Annotated in this window: 17 protein-coding genes; 7 read left to right on the top strand and 10 right to left on the bottom strand. The window is 65.0% G+C overall.

Going from position 1 to position 19777, the window contains the following annotated elements:
• Positions 1-190 precede the first annotated feature (190 nt).
• Positions 191-1012: a class I SAM-dependent methyltransferase gene (locus GPJ75_RS00010; RefSeq protein WP_163263815.1), complete on the bottom strand. Its 822-nt coding sequence runs from the start codon at positions 1010-1012 to the stop codon at positions 191-193.
• Positions 1013-1268: 256 nt separating this feature from the next.
• Positions 1269-1958, bottom strand: coding sequence for a GntR family transcriptional regulator (locus tag GPJ75_RS00015; RefSeq protein ID WP_246248846.1), 690 nt, complete (start codon positions 1956-1958; stop codon positions 1269-1271).
• A 224-nt stretch (positions 1959-2182) separates the two neighbouring features.
• Between GPJ75_RS00015 and GPJ75_RS00020 the strand changes: the two genes are divergently transcribed.
• Positions 2183-3715, top strand: a complete 1533-nt coding sequence (locus GPJ75_RS00020; RefSeq protein WP_163263819.1) for a UxaA family hydrolase — start codon at positions 2183-2185, stop codon at positions 3713-3715.
• A gap of 867 nt (positions 3716-4582) precedes the next feature.
• On the opposite strand, the gene GPJ75_RS00025 is transcribed toward GPJ75_RS00020, so the two are convergent.
• The 7 genes from GPJ75_RS00025 to GPJ75_RS00055 all read right to left on the bottom strand — a co-directional run bounded on the left by GPJ75_RS00025 (position 4583) and on the right by GPJ75_RS00055 (position 12593).
• The gene (locus tag GPJ75_RS00025) at positions 4583-5662 is read right to left on the bottom strand and encodes an ABC transporter ATP-binding protein (protein ID WP_163263822.1); all 1080 of its coding nucleotides are present in this window, start codon (positions 5660-5662) and stop codon (positions 4583-4585) included.
• A gap of 17 nt (positions 5663-5679) precedes the next feature.
• Complete coding sequence (locus GPJ75_RS00030) at positions 5680-6771, bottom strand: Gfo/Idh/MocA family protein (RefSeq protein ID WP_163263824.1); 1092 nt, start codon at positions 6769-6771, stop codon at positions 5680-5682.
• 3 nt (positions 6772-6774) lie between these two features.
• Positions 6775-7788, bottom strand: a complete 1014-nt coding sequence (locus tag GPJ75_RS00035; RefSeq protein ID WP_163263826.1) for a Gfo/Idh/MocA family protein — start codon at positions 7786-7788, stop codon at positions 6775-6777.
• Between the two features lie 254 nt (positions 7789-8042).
• Complete coding sequence (locus GPJ75_RS00040; protein WP_163263828.1) at positions 8043-8933, bottom strand: carbohydrate ABC transporter permease; 891 nt, start codon at positions 8931-8933, stop codon at positions 8043-8045.
• Complete coding sequence (locus GPJ75_RS00045; protein ID WP_163263830.1) at positions 8926-9861, bottom strand: carbohydrate ABC transporter permease; 936 nt, start codon at positions 9859-9861, stop codon at positions 8926-8928. Before GPJ75_RS00045 ends, GPJ75_RS00040 begins: the two co-directional genes overlap by 8 nt.
• A 239-nt stretch (positions 9862-10100) precedes the next feature.
• The gene (locus GPJ75_RS00050) at positions 10101-11393 is read right to left on the bottom strand and encodes an ABC transporter substrate-binding protein (protein WP_163263832.1); all 1293 of its coding nucleotides are present in this window, start codon (positions 11391-11393) and stop codon (positions 10101-10103) included.
• Between the two features lie 171 nt (positions 11394-11564).
• Complete coding sequence (locus GPJ75_RS00055) at positions 11565-12593, bottom strand: LacI family DNA-binding transcriptional regulator (protein ID WP_163263834.1); 1029 nt, start codon at positions 12591-12593, stop codon at positions 11565-11567.
• 217 nt (positions 12594-12810) lie between these two features.
• Here GPJ75_RS00055 and GPJ75_RS00060 point away from each other — a divergent pair, with 217 nt between their 5' ends.
• The 6 genes from GPJ75_RS00060 to GPJ75_RS00085 all read left to right on the top strand — a co-directional run bounded on the left by GPJ75_RS00060 (position 12811) and on the right by GPJ75_RS00085 (position 19099).
• The gene (locus GPJ75_RS00060; protein WP_163263836.1) at positions 12811-13842 is read left to right on the top strand and encodes a Gfo/Idh/MocA family protein; all 1032 of its coding nucleotides are present in this window, start codon (positions 12811-12813) and stop codon (positions 13840-13842) included.
• Between the two features lie 13 nt (positions 13843-13855).
• A complete protein-coding gene (locus GPJ75_RS00065) occupies positions 13856-14755 on the top strand; it encodes a sugar phosphate isomerase/epimerase family protein (protein WP_163263838.1) in 900 nt (299 codons plus the stop codon).
• Between the two features lie 75 nt (positions 14756-14830).
• Positions 14831-16042, top strand: a complete 1212-nt coding sequence (locus GPJ75_RS00070) for an ABC transporter substrate-binding protein (protein WP_163263840.1) — start codon at positions 14831-14833, stop codon at positions 16040-16042.
• 260 nt (positions 16043-16302) lie between these two features.
• Positions 16303-17205, top strand: a complete 903-nt coding sequence (locus GPJ75_RS00075; protein WP_163263842.1) for a carbohydrate ABC transporter permease — start codon at positions 16303-16305, stop codon at positions 17203-17205.
• An 11-nt stretch (positions 17206-17216) separates the two neighbouring features.
• Entirely contained in the window at positions 17217-18029 is an 813-nt protein-coding gene (locus GPJ75_RS00080) for a carbohydrate ABC transporter permease (protein WP_163263844.1), read from the top strand.
• Positions 18026-19099: an ABC transporter ATP-binding protein gene (locus GPJ75_RS00085; RefSeq protein WP_163263846.1), complete on the top strand. Its 1074-nt coding sequence runs from the start codon at positions 18026-18028 to the stop codon at positions 19097-19099. Before GPJ75_RS00080 ends, GPJ75_RS00085 begins: the two co-directional genes overlap by 4 nt.
• Before the next feature lie 40 nt (positions 19100-19139).
• Here GPJ75_RS00085 and GPJ75_RS00090 read toward each other — a convergent pair whose 3' ends face one another.
• The gene (locus tag GPJ75_RS00090; RefSeq protein WP_163263848.1) at positions 19140-19604 is read right to left on the bottom strand and encodes a MarR family winged helix-turn-helix transcriptional regulator; all 465 of its coding nucleotides are present in this window, start codon (positions 19602-19604) and stop codon (positions 19140-19142) included.
• Between the last annotated feature and the right edge of the window lie 173 nt (positions 19605-19777).

A 19777-nucleotide genomic window follows, 5' to 3' on the forward strand; every position in this document is an offset into this window, starting at 1 on the left:
ACGCCGGCACCTGGCAGGAGATCACGCGCGACCGGCACACCAGGCTCTCGGGCGAGCTCAACGTCACCAACCTGCGCGAGCTCGGCGACAACATCCGCGCCATCCAGAACTACATCCGCGCGCAGAACGCGGCCGCCCCCGACGCGCTCCTACGAACCTGATATTGTTCAAGGCGTCGCAGCCGGGTCCTTTACTTGCAACCTATTGCAAGGAAGTGTGAGCTGGTACCGATGAACGCTGGTTCTTCTTCTGTGGCGTCCAGAAATTCGAGCAGAAGTGCCCGCCTTCGCACGTCCTCCCAGTCCGCATCGAAATTCTTCATCCACATAACGGGGCCCTCGATGGCGGCGAGCTTTTCGATCGAGAAACCGGTCTCTTCCACCTCGGTTCGCAATTCGTCAGGGTGGTGAAAGAATGTCGTCGTGAAATATTGAGGATTATTGGTTGGGTTACGATGCTGGCCATCTTTCAGGTCCTGCCGGATAATCTCGACAAAGACAGGATCCGAGAGCAGGCCATGCGTCATGCCACTCAGGAAAGATGCGAAACGGGAAATCGCGGCGACGAACATGAGCCCACCCGGCCGCAATACGCGGTACGCCTCGCTCAAAGCCTTTAGCCGATCTGCCCGTTCCGTCAGGTGGTAGAGCGGGCCGAGCAGGAGGACGGCATCTGCGCAGGCATCGGCGTAGTCAAGATTGCGGGCGTCGCCCACTGTGCAACTCGCCAATGGGTGTGTCACTTGGGCTGCCGAGGCTTGGCGTGCCTGCTCGACATGGTGTGGGACAGGATCGATGAGATGGACTTCATGGCCTTGCCGCGCCAACCATAAGGCGTGGACACCCGCTGCACCTCCTACATCGAGAACAATTGATGGAGATTGCGGCAATCGCCGCCCGATGAGGTCTTGCGTCCGGATGCGCTCCAATTCTCCCACACCGCGGGAAAGGCGCCCGGCTTCGTCGATCTCGCCGTAGTGATCGAACATCTCCGGCGACAGCGAAGTACTCACAAATCTCTCCTGCGTTCTTTCGAACCCCCCATCGAAATCTACTGTTTCTTAGCAGAAGCCAGGAGCGGCTGTACATGCTTCTTGCTGGCGGGGCCCGCAAAGGGGCGATCTGTAACCTTCCTCGAATCCTTCTGATCATGCCGATACCTGTGAGCCGGAGGCCATCGCTTCCAGCTCCACAGTGCAGATGCGGCATAATCCCAATGGCGGCATTATGACCGTTATGCCGATATCGGCATAACCACCGTTGCACGTGTCACCCAACATCCCCAAAAACCTCCGGATGCCTCTCCGAAAACGCCTCCAATTCCGCAATCACCGCATCGATATGCCCCGCCATCGCGGCGCGGGCTTGTGCGGTGTCTCCCGCCTCCAGCGCTTCGAGGATGGCCACGTGCTCGGCATAGGTGACGGCGTGGCGGCGGGGGGAGGCGATGAGGCGGCGGGCGCGGTCCAGGGGGAGGCGCACGCTCTCGACGGTGGCGCGCAGCCGCGGGTAGGAAAGGGCGCTCACCATCAGGTCGTGGAAGGAAAGGTCGAGCGTGTGGAAGCCCTCGCGGTCGGCGGCGTCCACGGCCGCCTTCTGGTAGCGCAGGTTGCGCCGCAGTTCGGCGAGCAGCGCCGGGTCGCGGCGGCGCGCCAGCGTTTCGGCAACTTCCGCTTCCAGCGCGCGGCGCATGAAGAGGTTCTCTTCCACGTCCTTGAGCCGGATCAGCGAAACGCTCGAGCCGCTTTGCGGGCGGATGTCTACGAGGCCTTCGCGCTGCAGCCGGTGGAGCGCCTCCGAAATGGGAAAACGCGAGACGTCGAAGCGGGCGGTCAGCGCCGCCTTGTCGAGCGGCTGGCCGGGCCTGAGCTCCAGCGTGACGATCGCCTGGCGCAGCGCGTTGGCGACACGCTCGCTTGCACCGCCCCTTCTCTCCGCCCCCGTTCGGACTGAGCCCATATGGGAAATTTTGGCGCTTGATGTCATGCTAGCATGTTAGTAGGATTTCCCGTGTTTGAAAACGTGGAATTGGTCTGTCGCCTCCGTGGCGGGTAGCCTTGGCGAGCGGCGGGGAGTGAGGTCCCCGCCGGAGAGCGCCGCGGCAGCAGCGCTGCCGGCAATTCCGCGGACACCAGCGTCTACCGTTAAACACCAAAGGGCGGCGGGTCCGCCGGAGGCATATCATGAACGATCAAGACGGGCGGCCGTCCTTTCTGCGGCTTGCCGAAACGGACAACATCGCGGTGGCCGCGCGGAAAATCGAGGAAGGCGCTCCTCTCATCGGCGGTGCGCGCGCGGCAAGCCGCATCCCCTTCGGCCACAAGGTGGCGTTGGCGCCGGTGGCGCGCGGTGCGGCGGTGCGCAAGTTCGGCCAGATCATCGGTTTTGCCAAGGTGCCCATCGCCGCCGGCGATTGGGTGCACGAGCACAATGTGGAGATGGGCGACTTCGAGCGCGACTACCGCTTCTGCGAGGAAGCGCGGCCGATCAACGTGCTGCCGCCCGAGGAGCAGGCGACCTTCGAAGGCTATCGCCGCGCCGATGGCCGCGTCGGCACGCGCAACTATATCGGCATTCTGACCAGCGTGAACTGCTCCGCCTCGGTCGCCCGGTTCATCGCCGAGGCCGCCATGCGCAATGGTCTCCTCGACGATTTCCCCGAAATCGACGGCGTCGTCTCCTTCACCCACGGCACGGGTTGCGGGCTGGCCTCGTCCGGCGAGGGCTTCGATCTTCTGAAGCGCACGCAGTGGGGCTACGCCGCCCATCCCAATCTCGGCGGCGTGCTGATGGTTGGGCTCGGCTGCGAGGTGTTCCAGATCGCCCGCCTGAAGGAGCTTTACGGCCTTGAGGAAAGCGACACCTTCCGCTCGATGACCATTCAGGAATCGGGCGGCACGCGGCGCACCATCGAGGCCGGGCTGGCGCGCGTCAAGGAGATGCTGCCGGCCGTCGGCGCCCATCGGCGTGAGACGGTGCCGGCCTCCGAGATCACGCTCGCGCTGCAGTGCGGCGGTTCGGATGGCTATTCCGGCATCACCGCCAATCCCGCGCTCGGCGTGGCGGCCGATATCCTGGTCAAGAACGGCGGCACCGCGGTCCTCGGCGAAACGCCGGAGATCTACGGCGCCGAACATCTCCTCACCCGCCGCGCCATCAATCGCGAGGTGGGCGAGAAGCTCATCGAGCGCATCCACTGGTGGGAGGAATACACCGCCCGCAACAAGGGCGAGATGAACAACAATCCCTCGCCGGGAAACAAGGCCGGCGGCCTCACCACCATCCTGGAAAAGTCGCTGGGGGCGGCGGCCAAGGGCGGCTCGACGCCGCTCAACGCCGTCTACGAATATGCCGAGCAGGTGAGGGAGAGGGGCTTCGTCTTCATGGATACGCCGGGCTATGACCCGGTCTCCGTGACGGGGCAGGTGGCGGGCGGCTGCAATGTCGTGTGCTTCACCACCGGCCGCGGCTCGGCCTATGGCTGCAAGCCGTCCCCCTCCATCAAGCTTGCCACCAATTCCGCCATGTACGAGCGCATGGAGGAGGACATGGACATCAACTGCGGCGACATCCTCGACGGCGTGAGCCTGGAGGAGAAGGGACGCCAGATCTTCGAGGAAGTGCTGGCGGTGGCATCCGGCAAGCGCAGCAAGTCCGAAAAGCTCGGCTACGGCGACAACGAGTTCGTGCCCTGGCAGATCGGGGCGGTGATGTAGGGATCGCGATCTGCATATTGGGCAGGGCTATCACACACGGATTTTGAGTCCTTGATTGGACCTCCACCCCTCACCTCTCCCCTCAAGGGGGAGGGGGATTGTGAGGCGTCGGCGCCCCCCTCCCCCTTGAGGGGAGGGGTAAGGGGTGGGGGTTCGGGCGAAGCCGCACAAAGACTCCATCCATATGCGATAGCCCTGCCCTTGAGGGGGATGCCTGCCCCTCGACAAAAGCTCAGGAGGGCGGAGGTGGCAGGGCGCCACTGGTCCAATAGATCGGTCCAGAGCGGGGATAAATTCGCGTACGTTGAAAACTGTCTCCTCCGCCAACCCATTGTTTCCATTCACTCCGACCAACTTTTTTTCATTTTTTCCCACCAATTTTATTCACGCTCCCCGCCGCCCCCTTATCATGGTCCCCATCGCTCTTGCGGGAACCGGGTCCGGACCGGGGATCAGGGAGAGCGGCGGAGACCTCCTCCACCAGGGTCGGTTCCTGGAGGCGAGAGGGCCCGCAACAGGCCGGCGGTGCCGGAGGCGCAGGGTGACAGCCTGCGTCGCCGGCATTGCGGAGAAGCCGCCAGGCTTCCCGTCCGGTCCGGCAAAGACCACCCCCTAATTGGGTGCAGCCGGGAAGAGCGGGAGGCCGAGTGACCGGCCAACCGTCGGGACAGACTCCGGCGGGGCGCGTTGGAAGCGCCTAATAAAAAATTGAGTGGCACGGACAACGCGCCCCGCTTCCCGGCTCTTTGACATAGCCCGGCTTCAGGTGAAGCGCGGCAACGGATAGGCATACCCTTCGCCGGGTAAGGCGCGGCGCTTGCGACCCCCCTTGCACAGACCTTGCCGCAGAGGCGATGACCCAGGCCCTCAGATCACCTGGCCGCCGGCATCGAACAGGTGGCAGGTGGCCGGGTTGACGAAGGTGTCGATGGACGAGCCCACCTGGATGTCGCGCTGGCCTTCCAGCGAGACGGTGAGGGCCTGGCCGTCGGCCAGCGTCGTATAGAGAAGGGTCTGCCCGCCGAGATTCTCGACCAGGTCGACCTTCACCTTTGCGAAGGGGATGCGGTTCTCGCCACCGGCGAGGGTGATGTGCTCGGGGCGGACGCCGAACTCCACCTTTCCGTCCGCATCCTTGGCGGAGCGTGGCAGGACGACCTTTTCGCCGCCGATGCGGATGGCGGCGGAGCTTCTATCGGCGCCTTCGATGCCGGCGTCGAGGAAGTTCATCTTCGGGCTGCCGATGAAGCCGGCGACGAAGCGGTTTGCGGGATTGTTGTAGAGGTCGAGGGGAGCGCCGGCCTGCTCGACATGGCCGAGACGCAGGACGACGATCTTGTCGGCCATGGTCATCGCCTCCACCTGATCGTGGGTGACATAGATCATCGTGTTGCCGAGGTCGCGATGCAGCTTGGCGATCTCGACGCGCATCTGCACGCGCAATTCGGCATCGAGATTGGAGAGCGGCTCGTCGAAGAGGAAGATGCGCGGCTCGCGCACGATGGCGCGGCCGATGGCCACGCGCTGGCGCTGGCCGCCGGAAAGCTGCTTCGGCTTCCTCTCGAGCAGCGGCTCGATCTGCAGGATCTCGGCGGCGCGGTGCACGCGGGGCGCGACCTCGGCCTTTTTCATCCCCGCCGTCTCCAGCCCGAAGGCAAGGTTCTTGTAGACGCTCATATGCGGGTAAAGCGCGTAGGACTGGAACACCATGGCGATGCCGCGCTTGGCCGCCGGCACCTCGTTCATCAGTTCCTCGTCGATCCTGAGTTCGCCGCCGGAGATCGGCTCCAGCCCGGCGATCATGCGCAAAAGCGTCGATTTCCCGCAGCCGGACGGGCCGACGAAGACGGTGAATTCGCCCGGCTCGATGGTAAGGTCGATCCCGTGGATGACCTCGACGGAGCCGAAGTGCTTGCGGACCTTGGAAAGCGTGACTGAGGTGGACATGTGGATTTCTTCTCCTGTCAGGCCGAACGGGGCTGCGGCTGGCCGGGAATCCAGCCCTCGTAGAGGGGATGGCCGGGGCCGAGCGGAAAGCGGACGTCCTGGCGGGTGCGCGCGGAGTGGTAGAAGGCGGCCACCAGCTCGAGCGCGCTGCGCGCGTCCGCGGTGGTGACCGGCAGCGGCGTTCCTTGCGTCAGTGCCCGATGGAAATCGCGCATCTGGCCGGCAAAGCGGGGCGGCACCGGCGTCCAATCGGCAAGGAGCGCATCGATCTCGGCCTTCACCTTGTTATCGCGCGGCACGATGCGCCACGGGTCGTTGCCGAGGGCATAGGGAAAGTGGCTCGATTCGAAAGTCACGTTCTCGAAGGCGAGATGCAGGCGCGAAAGTTCCTCGCGCGAGCCGAGCGTCGCCGTCATCGAGGCCAGCGCGCCGCTCTCCAACTCCAGGCTGGCGGAGACGCAGTCTTCCACCTCGATGGCGTGCACGCGCGTTGCCACCCGGCCGAAAAGGCCGGCCGGCCGGCCCATCAGCCACATCAGCATGTCGTGGATGTGGATGGCATGGGTCATCAGGACGCCGCCCAGTTCGGTCGCCCATTTGCCGCGCCAGGGTACGGCATAATAGTCGGGCAGGCGCTGCCAGAAGGTCTCGGCCGTGCCCACATAGGGCATGCCGGCGACGCCGGAATCGATGATCTTCTTGGCCTTCTGCACGCCATCGCCGTAGCGGTACTGGAAGATGGGCATGAGCTTGCCCTTGGCGTTGCGCTCGGCGGCGATGACTTCATCGACTTCTTTGAGCGAGCCGACCAGAGGCTTCTCGCAGATGACGTGCTTGCCGGCGGCAAGGGCGGCCAGGATCTGGGCGTAGTGGACGGACGGCGGCGTGCAGATATCGATGATGTCGATATCGTCCATACCCAGGAGGTCGTCGAAGGTGGTCGTCTTGCGGGGAATGCCGAACTCCCCGGCGAAGGCGTCGAGGCGCGCGTTATCGAGGTCGCAGACGGCGATCACCCGGTAGCGCTCGGGGTCGGCCAGATAGCCCTCGGTGATGTGGGCGCGGCCGATCCCGCATCCCACGATGGCGACAGTCAGGGTTTCGGGCATCTGCTATCCTTCGGTTGCGGTACGCTCGGCGAGCGCCTGCGCCTTCAGCGCCAGTTCCATGGCGAGGTAGCAGCGCGCCTGCGGCATGGCGGTCTCGGTGCGGTTTCGGATGTCTTCCAGGAGAGCGCGGCCGAAGGGCAGGCCGACCTCGCGGCAGTCGATGTGCCGCACGCCGTTCTCGTTGACGATGAAGAGGTGGTTGCTTCCCTCGCGGCCGGCGACGTCGATGTTCTTGCGCACCTCGATATAGCCTTCCGTGCCGAGGATGGTAAGGCGGCCGTCGCCCCAGGTCGGCAGCTTCGGTGGCGAAAACCAGTCGACGCGCACATAGCCGGTAGCGCTTTCGCTCCTCAAGTGCATGTCGCCGAAGTCCTGCAGCCCCGGCGCGTCCTTGTTCGCCCGGTTGGCGATGGTGGCCGACAGCACCTCGGCGCTGTCGGACCCGGTGAAGAACAGGAACTGCTCGGCCTGGTGCGAGGCGATGTCGGTGAGGATGCCGCCATAGCGCGGGCGCTCGAAGAACCAGCCGGGCCGCTGCGGCTTGCGCAGCGAGTGCGGCCCGAGGCCAACCGTGTGGATGACCGTGCCGATGGCGCCCGCCTCCACCAGCTCACCCGCCTTCACGGTGGCCGGGCTCTCGAAGTGCTCGGAATAAAGGATGGAGAAGATGCGGCCGGTGCCGGCCTGAACGCGCTTCACCGCCTCGAGCTGATCGAGGCTCGTGACGCCCGGCTTGTCGAGGAGGACGTCCTTGCCGTGCTCCATCGCCGCTATGGCGATGCCGGCGCGCTCGTCGGGGATCGCGGCGCTGGTGATGAGCGCGATGGAGGTGTCCTCCAGGATCGCCGCCCGGTCGGCGACGCGGCGGGCATCGGGGTAGCGCTCGGCAAACTCGGCGGCCAGATCGTCTTCGGGAGCGTGGAAGGAGACAAGCTCGGCGCCGGCGCGCAGGAGCATGTCGACCTGGCCGTAGATGTGGCCGTGGTTGAGGCCGATAGCGGCAAAGCGGATGGTCATCGGGCGGAGTCCTGTATTGGCGGAAAGACGAAGGGAGACCGTTGCGCCGAAGGCCTCTTCCGCGCGTCATCCCGGCCAAGGGAGCGCAAGCTCCCGCAGAGCCGGGATCCATTCCGTGACGCGTCCACGTTCCGGAATGGGTCCCGGACAGCCTCCGCTGCGCTCCGGCTTCCGGGATGACGCGCGGAGGGGAAGGTACGCGAAGGAGTGCCAACCGTGGCAAACATGCTTGTTCTCATCCAAAAACGCCCGCTCTACCGCTTGATCCCCGTGGTGGCGATGCCTTCGATCAGCAGCCTCTGGAAGAAGAGGAAGAAGAAGAACACCGGAACCAGCGACAGCATGGACATGGCGAACAGCCCCGACCAGTCCGACAGGCCGGTCGAGTCCACGAAGGAGCGCAGGCCGAGCTGGACGGTATAGGTGCGCATGTCGGTGAGGTAAATCAGCGGGCCGAAGAAATCATCCCAGGTCCAGATGAAGGTGAAGATGGCCGCCGTGGCAAGCACCGGGAGCGACAGGGGCAGCATGATGCGCCAGTAGATGCGCCACGCGCTGCAGCCGTCCATCATCGCCGCCTCGTCGAGTTCGCGCGGAATGCCGCGGAAGAACTGCACCATGAGGAAGATGAAGAAGGCGTCCGCCGCCAGGAACTTCGGCACGACGAGCGGCAGCATCGTGCCGACCCAGCCGAGGTTAAGGAACAGGACGTACTGGGGAATGAGCGTGACGTGATAGGGCAGCATGAGCGTGCCCAGCATGATCGCGAACCAGAAATTGCGGCCCCAGAACTTGAGCCGCGCGAAGGCGAAGGCGGCGAGCGAGCAGGCCAGCACGTTGCCGATCACCGACAGGATCGAGATGACGAAGGAGTTCCAGAAGAACGTGCCAAAATCGACGCGCAGGCCGAACCAGCCGCGCGGATAAGCCTCGAGCGATACCGAGGAGGGGATGAGCGAGGTGGCGCTGAAGATCTCCTCCTCGGGCCGGAACGAGGCCGAGAGCATCCACAGGAGCGGATAGAGCATGAGGATGGACGCGCCGATGAGGAGCACATGCAGGAGCACCGACACCCAGGCCCGACGCTTTTCGAGCCCCACGGTTTCGTTTGGGCGGACGTCGTCCGTGACGGCGATGTCAGTCATCGTAGTGCACCCAGTAGCGCGCGGTGAGGAAGGAGAAAGCCGTGAACAGCGCGACGATCACCAAGAGAATCCAGGCGAGCGCCGAGGCATAGCCCATGCGGAAGAAGCCGAAGGCCTCCTGGTAGAGGTAGAGCGTATAAAAGAGCGTCGAGTTGATCGGCCCGCCGGTGCCGCCGGAGATGATGAAGGCCGGCGTAAAGGCCTTGAAGGCCTCGATGGTCTGCACGACCGCGTTGAAGAAGACGACCGGGGTGAGGAGCGGCAGGGTGATCTTCCAGAACTGGCGCCACTTGGAGGCGCCGTCGAGGCTCGCCGCCTCGTACATGTCCTGCGGGATCTGCCTGAGACCCGCCAGGAAGATGATCATCGGCGAGCCGAACTGCCAGACCGAAAGCACGACGAGGGTGTAGAGCGAATAGTTCGGGTTGGAGATCCAGCTCGGGCCCTCGATGCCGAAATTGGCGAGGAACGAGTTGACGAGACCATTGCCGGCGAAGAGCTGACGCCACAGAACCGCGATGGCGACCGAGGTGCCGAGCAGCGACGGCAGATAGAAGATGGCGCGGTACCAGGGCAGGCCCTTCATGCCGCGGTTCAAGGCCATGGCGACGAGGAGCGCGAAGGCGAGCTTCAGGGGCACCGACAGGAGCACGTAGACGAACGTCACCTGCATGGAGGCGATAAAGCGCGGATCGGCCGTGGCGATGCGCACATAATTGGCCGCACCGATCCAGCGCGGCGAGGTCAAGAGGTCGAAATCGGTGAAGGAGAGATAGAGCGAGGCGAGCGCCGGGCCGGCGGTCAGCCCAAGGAAGCCGATGAACCAGGGCAGCAGGAAGAGATAGCCGGCACCGTTGCGCGCCAGGACGCGGGCGAGGCGGCCACGGGTGGGCACATAAGGGGATGCGGGAGAGGCGATGGTGGTCATCTGAGGTGTCTTCGCACGCGATGAAGGGGCATTCCGAGCCTTGCCCGGATTCTACTATCTGTCATTTGAGAGGGAAGGGCGAATGCCCCGGCAGGTATGGCCATTGCCAATCCGTCTTCCTTGAAGCGTGCAGTAAGGCAGCTTCGCCTTCACCCTCATCCCCGAGCTGCGCGTTTGTCAGGCAGTCCGGGGACGAGGGTGAAGGTATGCACATATGGTTCAGTCTCGATCTGCAGCGCCTACCCGCGCGACAGGATCGACTCGGCTTCGGCGACGAACGCCTCCGCCCCCGATTGCGGCGTGTGCTGGCCGAACGCCACCTCCTCGCTGACACGGATCAGCATCTTGTCGATCTCGCCCGCGCCGAGCGGCGGCGGGGGCGGCAGGGGGCCGGCGAGATCGCCAAGGCCACCGATGAACTCCACCGCCGCGCGGCCCGTTTCGTCGAGCTTCGGCGCCAGGGATTCACGCACCGCGGAGGATTCGGGCACGCCCCGCTCCACATCGAGGATCTCCGCCGCCGCCGGGTCGGTGACGAAGAAGGAGATGTAGGCGGCCGCCGCCTCGGGGTTCTCGCACTGCGCGGAGACCGAGAAGAACATGGACGGCTTACGATAATGCCCGCCGCCTGCATCCGGCGCAACTCGCGGATAGGCGTGCATGACGATCGGGTCCTTGTTGATTGTCTGGTACCCGACGAGCTGGTTCGAATGGGCATAGGAGACGGCGGCGTGGCCGAGCGAGACCATGCCGGTCTCGATCTGGTTCTTGTCGAGCGCCTGCATATCCGGCGGAACGCAGGCCTTGGACTCGCGCATATCCGCCCACAGTTGGAACCACTCGCGGGTATCCTCCGCGTCGAAGGCAAGCTGGCCATCCTCTGTATAGAGCGCCTTGCCGCGCTGACGGAGGAAGTTCTCGAAGAAAGGTTCGACGCGGGAGCCGTCCGACAGGCCGTAGAAATTCTGGCGCTTGCCGGCCTTGGTGATCTCCTCGCCGATGCGCTTCATCTCGTCGAAGGTGAGCGAATTGTCGGGGATCTCGATGCCCGCTTCCTCGAAGGCCGCCATATTGATCATCATGGCCGAGGAGTTGGCGCCGAGGCTGATGCCGTAGAGCGAGCCGTCGACGGAGCCGCCGTCAAGCGCGGCCTGGTCGAAGTCCGAGACGTTGAGCGTGTCCGGCACGTAGCTTTCCAACTGCGCCAAGGCGCCGCGGCGGGCGTATTCGAAGATGTAGCGGTAGTCCATCTGGATGATGTCAGGCGCGTTGCGGCCGGCAACCTGGGTGGCGAGCCTGGGCCAGTAGTCGTCCCAGCCGACGGTCTCGCCGTCGATGGTGACGCCCGGAGTTTCCTCCATGAAAAGGTTGGAGACCTCGAACGTGCGCTCGGCGCGCGGTTGCGAGCCCCACCACATCAATCTCAGCCGGGTTTCCTGCCCGAAGGCCGTGCCCGGAAGCCCCAAGGCCGACGCCGACAGCGCTGCTGCGCCGCCGGCGAGCACGCCGCGCCTGTTGATCCTGAATGTCATCGGTTTTCCTCCCACTTGACACAACGCATGCGCCCTTGGGGACCCATGCGCGTCGCATTTCAGAGCTGGTAAATAACCAGATGGTTACAAGCGTGAACCATCCCTGCAGACCTGTCAAGGCGCCTTGAAGCGTAAAGGCCATCGGCAGGGCCGGCAACCCTTTGCGCTTCGCTATTGCGCCCGGTCGCTCCGGCCTTCGACCAGTTCCATGGGCCAGATGCGGCGCGCGGTGCCGAGCGGATATTGCTCCTTGTAGGCCGGCATTGTGGCAAGCAGGGCTTCGGCGAGCGCTTCACCCAGGGCGTGCAGGTCGAGGCGGAAGCAGGTGAGCGGCGGGGAGAGGAACTTTGCCTGCGGGCTTTCGCGGAAGCCGATGATGGCGATGTCGCGGCCCGGCGCGAGGCCGGCGTCGTAAAGGCCGCGGTAGAAGCCGACCGCCGTCGTCTCGTTGACGAGCAGGATCGCCGTCGGGCGGTCGCTCATGGCGACGATCTTCTGCGCCATGGCGTAGCCGCCGGCCTCGTTGGGCGGCGAGCGCAGGAGGCGATCGGGCGGCAGCGGGAGCCCGTGGCCGGCCAGCGTGCTTTGCGCGGTCTCGACGAAGATATGGCCCAGATTGGCGTCGTCGGCCGGTGCGGCAATGGCGATATCGCGGTGGCCCTGGGCGACAAGCCGGTCGATGCCGATGCGGGCCAGGCCCTCGAAGTCGAGGTCGATCCAGGGGTGGCCGGCATCCGACTGGCTGCGCCCAAGCGCGATGAAGGGGATGTGGCGCTCGGCCAGGAAATCGATGCGCGGGTCGTTTCTCCGCGTCGCCGAGATGATGAGGGCGTCGGCGAAGCCGCGCGCCACCGTGCGGCGGAGATAGGCGTCGGGGTCTTCGCGCGAGGAGCACAGGAGGACGACGAGGTCGAGATTGTGGCGAGCGAAGACTGCCTGCACGCCGTCGAAGACGCTCATGAAGAAGGTGTCGCCGTCGCCGGTGATTTCCGAGCCGCTCTGCATCATGAAGCCGACCACGCCGGTGGAGCCCTTGCGCAGCGATCGGCCGGCCTGGTTGGGCGCGTAGCCGAGTTCGAGGGCGGCTTCCAGCACGCGCCGGCGGGTCTCGGCGTTGACGTCGGGACGGCCGTTGAGGGCACGCGAGACAGTGCCGATGGAAATGTCCAGATGCTGGGCGAGACGCTTGATGCCGACCATGTCTTCTGCTGCGTGCCTCTTTTCGTTGGGGCGATTGTGGGTGGGGCTGATCCCCTCGGTCGGACCCGCCGAGGGCATTTTCTTCGTAAACGTTTCCGATTTCCTGTTGACACGAATGCGCGGCCGATTCTACCGTCGTAAACGTTTACGGACAAGAGCGGCCGCAGCCGGGGAGGGCTGAAGGCGGGCCGCAAGACGTTCGGGAGGAGGAGACCGCGTGACATTCAAGGCCGTTCTGGTGGGTTGCGGAGGCATGGCCAAGGGCTGGCTCCGGGCCGTGCGGGAGATACCCGCGCTTGCCGGCCGCATCGAGATTGCCGGGCTGGTGGATGTCGACGAGGGCGCGGCCCGCGCCTTGGTGGACGAGTTTGCGCTCCCGGCGCGCACCGGCTCCGACCTTCCCGCGATGCTTCAGGCGGCTGACGCCGACCTTCTCTTCGACGTCGTGCCGCCGGCGGCGCGAAAGCCGGTGGTGCTGGCGGGGCTCGAGCACGGGTGCCACGTGCTGAGCGAGAAGCCGATGGCGACCTCGCTTCAGGATGCGCGGCTGCTGATCCAGGCGGCGGAGCGGGCGGGACGCCTCCACGCCGTCGTCCAGAACCGGCGCTTCATTTCCGGGGTGCGGCGCATCCGCGCCTTTCTGGAAAGCCAGGCACTGGGGGACCTGACCGGCCTCCACTGCGACTTCTTCCTCGGGCCCCATTTCGGCGGCTTCCGCGAGGAGATGGACCATCCGCTGCTGCTCGACATGGCGATCCACACCTTCGACGCGGCGCGTTTCATGGCGGGCAAGGTGCCGCTGGCGGTCTACGCGCTCGAAACCAACCCGGCGGGTTCCTGGTATGCGCAAGGGGCGGCGGCGAGCGCCATCTTCGAGTTTTCCGACAATGTGACCTTCACCTATCGCGGCTCGTGGTGCGCGGAGGGGGCGCCGACGAGCTGGGAGGCGGCGTGGCGCTTTACCGGCACGAAGGGCTCGCTCCTCTGGGACGGGGCGGAAAGCTTCGAGGCACGGGTGGTGGCGAGCGAGGGAAAATTCTTGAACGACCTTGCGCCGATCGACGTTCCGGAAGCCCCGGAGGCGGCGAAGACGCATGGGCATGCCAGCGTCATCGCCGAGTTCCTGGCGGCGGTCGAGGAAGGGCGCAGGCCAGAGACCGACGGAACCGACAACATCAAGAGCCTGGCGATGGTGTTCGCGGCCATCGAGAGCGCGGCGACCCATACCCGGGTCGAGATCAGGGAATAGGGAAGGAAAGACGTTGAGCGATCCAGCCAAGACCATCCGCATCGGCACCATGATCAAGGGCAACCGCGCCCGCGCGGACGAGACCATCGCCGCCATCGCCGACCACGGCTTCGAGAGTTTCCAGCCCTTCTTCTGGCAAACGACGGAAGGGCAGGATCTGGCGGAACTGGGCAAGCGGTGCCGCGAGGCGGTCGGCGACCGCGACATCACCATCTCCACCATCGGCATGTTCGGCAACCCGCTGGAGGAGCGGCCGCTCGACCGGGAGACGCTGGAGGGGTGGATAAAGTGCATCGACAACGCCCATCATTTCGGCGCCACGTGCGTTGCCGGCTTCACCGGGCGCATCCGCAACATGCCCATCGAGGACAGCCTTCCGCGCTACAGGGAGGTCTGGTCCGAGCTTGCAAGGCGCGCTGCCGACAAGGGCGTGAAGATCGCCTTCGAGAACTGCGCGATGGACGGCAACTGGCAGACAGGCGACTGGAACATCGCCCACAACCCCGACGCCTGGGAGCTGATCTTCAACGAGACGCCGGACGAGCATATCGGTCTCGAATGGGAGCCGTGCCACCAGATGGTCTATCTCATCGATCCGCTGCCGCAGATCCGCAAATGGGCGCACAAGTTCTTCCACATCCACGGCAAGGACGCGACCATCCGCCGGGACGTGATCCGCGAGCACGGGATCTTCGGCAAGCACCCGTTCGTCTTCATGCGCACGCCGGGCTTCGGCGACAGCAACTGGACGGACATCATCTCCGAACTCAGGCTCGCCGGCTGGAGCGGCTCCATCGACATCGAGGGCTGGCACGACCCGGTCTACCGCGACGCGCTGGAGATGACGGGGCAGGTACGTGCGCTGGAATATCTGAAGAGATGCCGGGGCGGCGCGTTCGTCGCAGCCGGATGACGAGCCGTGCCGGCCGGGGGGAATGGCCGGCAGGCGGCACAATGCGGGCGAAGGGTCCGCCAAGTGGAGGAGAAGATGAAACTGAAGACATGTATCCATGCCGTTGCCGGACTTCTGGCCTCGACGGCCATCGTGTCGGCACAAGAGGTGAGCCTCGATCTTTGGACGATCGATGATCCGGGCGAATACCACTACGTGCTCGCCGAAGAGTTCATGGAGAAGCACCCGGACATCAAGATCAACGTGCGCACGGTGCAGTTCGAGGACATGGTCAACGACCTCGCCCGCGCCGTGGCGACTGGGACCGGCCCAGACATCACCTACATCGACAACCCGGAAGTGGCTCTGTTCGCCTCGCGCGGGCTGCTGATGGATCTGAAGCCCTATATCGACAAGTCCGAGATCGTGAATGTCGAGGACATCTATCCCGGCCCGCTCGCTTCGGTAACCTATGAGGGCGGCATCTACGGCCTGCCGCGCGGGGCCAACACCATCGCGCTCTATTACAACGCCGACATGTACCGCGAAGCGGGCCTCGACCCGGACAATCCGCCCAAGACCTGGGATGAGCTTTACGAGGCGGCGAAGGCGCTGACCAAGCCGGAGGAGAATGTCTACGGCATCGCCTTCTCGGCCGTTGCCACGGAGGAGGGCACATTCCAGTTCCTGCCCTGGCTGCAGATGACGGGCGGCGATTACGACAACGTCGCGACCGAGGGCGGTGCCCGCGCGCTCAACTTCTGGAAGCGCCTGCTCGACGAGCGGCTGGCCTCGCCCGACACGCTGATCCGCGGGCAGTGGGACTCCACCGGCACCTTCAACGCCGGAAGTGCCGCCATGTCGATCTCCGGCCCCTGGGAACTGCCGCGCATGAGCGAGGAGGCCGACTTCGAGTACCGGGCCGCACTCCTGCCGGTGCCGGAGGAGGGGGCGACACGGGCCTCCGCGCTCGGCGAGGGCGACAACGTGATCCTGGCGAGCACGGACAATCCGGACGAGGCCTTCATGTTCGTCGAGTTCCTTTACGCGCAGATGCCGCGCGTGTGGAACGAGTTCGGCTACCTGCCGGCCTCGGATGTGGAGGTCACCGACCCCAACAATGCGGAGATCTATGCCGTCTTCGAGGAGAGCATGAAATATGCGCGCAACCGTGGGCCGCATCCCGAATGGCCGCGCATCTCGCAGGCGATCCAGCAGGCCATCCAGTCGACGCTGACCGGGCAGGCGGAGGCGGAAGCCGCGCTTGAAACGGCACAGCAGAAGATCGACGGGGTGCTGGGGGATTGAGGGTGCGGCGGTAGCCGTGGCGCCCATTCCCTCCCCGTAAGGGGTTATCGCATATGGGTTCTGAGTCCTTGATCGGACCCCCACCCCTCACCCCTCCCCTCAAGGGGGAGGGGGATTCTGGGACGTCGACGCTCCCCTCCCCCTTGAGGGGAGGGGTGAGGGGTGGGGGTCCCGGCGAAGCCGGCATATGGGATAGCCCTGCCGCAAAGGGAGGGAAGGGGCGCCCGACCGCCGACCCGACCCGCCAAGGAGGATCGTTGATGGCACGTTTCATACGCTCCGTGCGCGACGCCCGCGGCCTGGATGCGGTCCTGGTGTGGCTGGCGCTCGGTTATCTCGGGGTCTTCTCGGCTTTTCCGCTGGTCTACAACGTCGTCATTTCGCTGCAGACGGTGGACCTGTTCTCGCTGGCCTCCTTCGAGCGGCCCTTCGTCGGGCTGCAGAACTACCGCGAGGTGCTGGGCGATCCGGTCGCCGGCACCGTTCTGTGGAACACGATACAGTTCGTGGTGCTGTCGGTCGTCTTCCAGCTTGCGATCGGCTTCGGCCTGGCGCTGTTCTTTCAGCAGGACTTTCCCGGCGCCACATATCTGCGCGGGCTGTTCCTGGCCGGCTGGATCATGCCAGCGCTGGTGGTCGGGGCGGTCTGGAGCTGGATTCTCGCCGGCGATTTCGGCGTCCTCAACTACCTCTTACGCTCGCTCGGCATCACCGACGGCAACATCTTCTGGCTCTCCGATCCGAACGTTTCGCTCTATTCGGTCATCATCGCCAATATCTGGCTCGGCATTCCCTTCAACATGATCCTCCTGTCGGTCGGCCTCGCGGCGATCCCGCGGGACGTCTACGAGGCGGCCGAGTTAGACGGGGCGGGCGCCTGGCAGCGCTTCTTCACCATCACACTGCCCCTGATGCGCGCGCCGCTGGGTGCCGTCGTCTCGCTCGGCATCATCTTCACGCTGCAACAGTTCGACCTCTTCGCCGCGCTGACCCAGGGCGGGCCGTCGAACGCCTCCAACGTGGCTCAGTACTGGTCCTGGCAGCTTTCCTTCCAGACCTATCAGATCTCCTACGGCTCGGTGGTGTCGGTGCTGATGATCGTCTTCGTAGTGGCGGTGGCGGCGGTCTATACCCGCTCTACCCGGCACGAGCAGAGCTATTGAGGAGCGGGGCCATGAGAAAATATGTTCTGCTGGCGCTCGCCATCCTGTTCGTGGCCATCTACCTTTTCCCGCTTTACTGGATGTATGTGACGGCATTGAAAGCCGGCTCCGAGATCTTCCGCTTCCCGCCGACCTTCTGGCCCGAGACGCTTCATTTCAACGTCGCCGACGTCTGGGTGCGGCTCAGGATGGACCGCTTCCTGACGAATTCGCTGATCATCGCCGCGGGCACCACGACCATCATCGTGGCGGTCGGCACCGGCTGTGCCTATGCGCTGGCCAGGGTGCGCTCCATCTGGATGGATGTGGCCATGTTCACGACGCTGATGATGCAGGTGCTGCCGTCCTCGCTGATGATCACGCCGATCTTCGTATCCTTCAATCATGTCGGGCTGCTCGATTATCCGCGCCTGGCGGTTGTGCTGGCGCAGGCGGCGAAGCTTCTGCCGCTTTATATCGTCCTGTGCCGCACGGCCTTCATGCAGGTGCCGCGGGAACTGGAGGAGGCGGGGCTGGTGGACGGCAATTCCCGGCTCGGCGCCTTCCTGCAGATCGCCATCCCGCTGGCGCGCAACGGCATCCTCGTGACGGCGGTGCTCGTCTTCCTCTTGTCCTTCGGCGAATATGTCTATTCGCGCTCGCTCATCGGCGAACGGGCGCTGCAGCCGGCCACCGTCGGCCTGCAGTCCTTCATGGGACCCAACACCAGCGACTGGTCGGGCGTCATGACATATTCGGCCATCTACGTAACGCCGATCCTTTTCATCTTCGTGCTGCTGCAGCGGCGCATCGTCAGCGGACTGACCGCGGGAGCCCTGAAATGACCTCACCGCAGATCGAACTGGAGCATGTGGACAAGCATTACGGGCATTTCCACGCGCTCAAGGACATCAATCTCGAGATCGGCAAGGGCCGGTTCGTCGCCCTGGTCGGGCCGTCGGGCTGCGGGAAGTCGACGCTCCTGCGCTCGCTGGCAGGGCTGGAATCGATCACCGGCGGCACGATGAAGATCGATGGTGAAATGATGAACGGCGTGCCGCCGCGTCGGCGCGACGTGGCCATGGTGTTCCAGTCCTACGCGCTCTACCCGCATATGACGGTGAAGGAGAACCTCACCTATTCCATGCGGCTGAAGCGCAAGCCGAAGGAGGAGCGCGAGAAGGCGGCCAGGGAAGTGGCGGAGATCACCGGCCTTGGGAACCTGCTCGACCGCTACCCGCGCGAGCTTTCGGGCGGCCAGCGCCAGCGCGTTGCGATGGGCCGCGCCATCATCCGCCATCCGAAGGCCTTCCTCTTCGACGAGCCGCTATCGAACCTCGATGCCGCGCTTCGCGTCCACATGCGCAAGGAGATCCGCGCGCTGCACGACCGGCTGGGCGCGACGTCGGTCTACGTCACGCATGACCAGGTGGAGGCGATGACCATGGCCGACCACGTGGTGGTGATGCGCGAGGGCGTGATCGAGCAGGCCGGCGCTCCGCTCGATCTCTACGACCATCCGGCCAACCGTTTCGTCGCCGGCTTCATCGGCTCGCCGGCGATGAATTTCGTCGAGGCGGCGGTGACGGAGGCGGGCGACGCGGTGGCACTCGAGGGGTACGACGGCGCGGTGCTGCCGCTCGGCCGCAAGCTGGAGGCGGGACGGCGGGTGGTCGCCGGCCTCAGGCCGGAGCATCTGAGCCTCGGCGAGCCGGACAAGAGCCAGTTCCGCGTCGGCGTCGGCGTTGTCGAGTTCACGGGTGCGGCGAGCTATCTCTCGTCGGCCGGCGAGCCGGAGCTGACGGTTTTCCATGCGGGTCGCACCGAGGTGCGGCCGGGTGAGACCGTGGGGCTCACCATCGCGCCGCGGCACGTGCACCTGTTCGACCCGGAAACGGGACGGCGGGTCGGGTAGTTTCGCAGAGGAAGGCGACCGGCATCCCTCCCTCATTCCACTACTCCACCAGCTTCCACAGAAGCGGCAGAAGCTGCTCCCGGCCGCCAGGCCCAAGCTTGCGCGCAAAATGCTCTTCGTGTGCGGCCTGAAGCTGCCGTGCCTTGCCGAGCAGTGCCCTGCCTTCCTTCGTCAGATGCAGCGCGTAGGAGCGGCGGTCCTTCTTGGAGGGGCGGCGCTCGATCAGGTTCCGCTTCTCCAGGTGGTCGACCATCGTCACGAAATTGGTACGCTGGACACCCAGCGCCGCGCTTACCTCGGACTGGTTGAGACCGGGGTTCTCGTCGATGATGATGAGGGCCGAGAAATAGGCTGGCCTCAAGTCGACGGTCTCCAGTGTGCGGATGAAGTCGTCGAAGATGACGAGTTGGGCGCGGCGCAGGGCGTATCCGATAAAGCCCGGAAGAGGGCCGAGACTGACGCCGTTGGGCGCTGCGGTTGCGCCGCGGTCTTCGCTATTGTCCATAAACAAGCGGTCCTCCCAAACCATCCGCGCCGCAATAGCACACTATAGCCGGCTCTCAAGCCTTCACCAGACCCGCGGCATTCCTCCTGGCTCCAGGTTTTGGGCCCCGGGAACGACGGCCACCGTGTGCGCTCTTGACGGGGCGCGGGGTTTCTGCTTTTCATCAAACAACA

It is taken from the genome of Chelativorans alearensis, assembly GCF_010993735.1.
GTDB lineage: Bacteria > Pseudomonadota > Alphaproteobacteria > Rhizobiales > Rhizobiaceae > Chelativorans > Chelativorans alearense.

Coding starts and splice junctions, on each gene's coding strand:
- GPJ75_RS00030 (WP_163263824.1), bottom strand. CDS start 6,771: ATGCCCGAAACCCTGACTGTCGCCATCGTGGGATGCGGGATCGGCCGC.
- GPJ75_RS00080 (WP_163263844.1), top strand. CDS start 17,217: ATGAGAAAATATGTTCTGCTGGCGCTCGCCATCCTGTTCGTGGCCATC.
- GPJ75_RS00035 (WP_163263826.1), bottom strand. CDS start 7,788: ATGACCATCCGCTTTGCCGCTATCGGCCTCAACCACGGCCACATCTAC.
- GPJ75_RS00090 (WP_163263848.1), bottom strand. CDS start 19,604: ATGGACAATAGCGAAGACCGCGGCGCAACCGCAGCGCCCAACGGCGTC.
- GPJ75_RS00025 (WP_163263822.1), bottom strand. CDS start 5,662: ATGTCCACCTCAGTCACGCTTTCCAAGGTCCGCAAGCACTTCGGCTCC.
- GPJ75_RS00020 (WP_163263819.1), top strand. CDS start 2,183: ATGAACGATCAAGACGGGCGGCCGTCCTTTCTGCGGCTTGCCGAAACG.
- GPJ75_RS00055 (WP_163263834.1), bottom strand. CDS start 12,593: ATGGTCGGCATCAAGCGTCTCGCCCAGCATCTGGACATTTCCATCGGC.
- GPJ75_RS00015 (WP_246248846.1), bottom strand. CDS start 1,958: ATGGGCTCAGTCCGAACGGGGGCGGAGAGAAGGGGCGGTGCAAGCGAG.
- GPJ75_RS00050 (WP_163263832.1), bottom strand. CDS start 11,393: ATGACATTCAGGATCAACAGGCGCGGCGTGCTCGCCGGCGGCGCAGCA.
- GPJ75_RS00070 (WP_163263840.1), top strand. CDS start 14,831: ATGAAACTGAAGACATGTATCCATGCCGTTGCCGGACTTCTGGCCTCG.
- GPJ75_RS00045 (WP_163263830.1), bottom strand. CDS start 9,861: ATGACCACCATCGCCTCTCCCGCATCCCCTTATGTGCCCACCCGTGGC.
- GPJ75_RS00085 (WP_163263846.1), top strand. CDS start 18,026: ATGACCTCACCGCAGATCGAACTGGAGCATGTGGACAAGCATTACGGG.
- GPJ75_RS00040 (WP_163263828.1), bottom strand. CDS start 8,933: ATGACTGACATCGCCGTCACGGACGACGTCCGCCCAAACGAAACCGTG.
- GPJ75_RS00075 (WP_163263842.1), top strand. CDS start 16,303: ATGGCACGTTTCATACGCTCCGTGCGCGACGCCCGCGGCCTGGATGCG.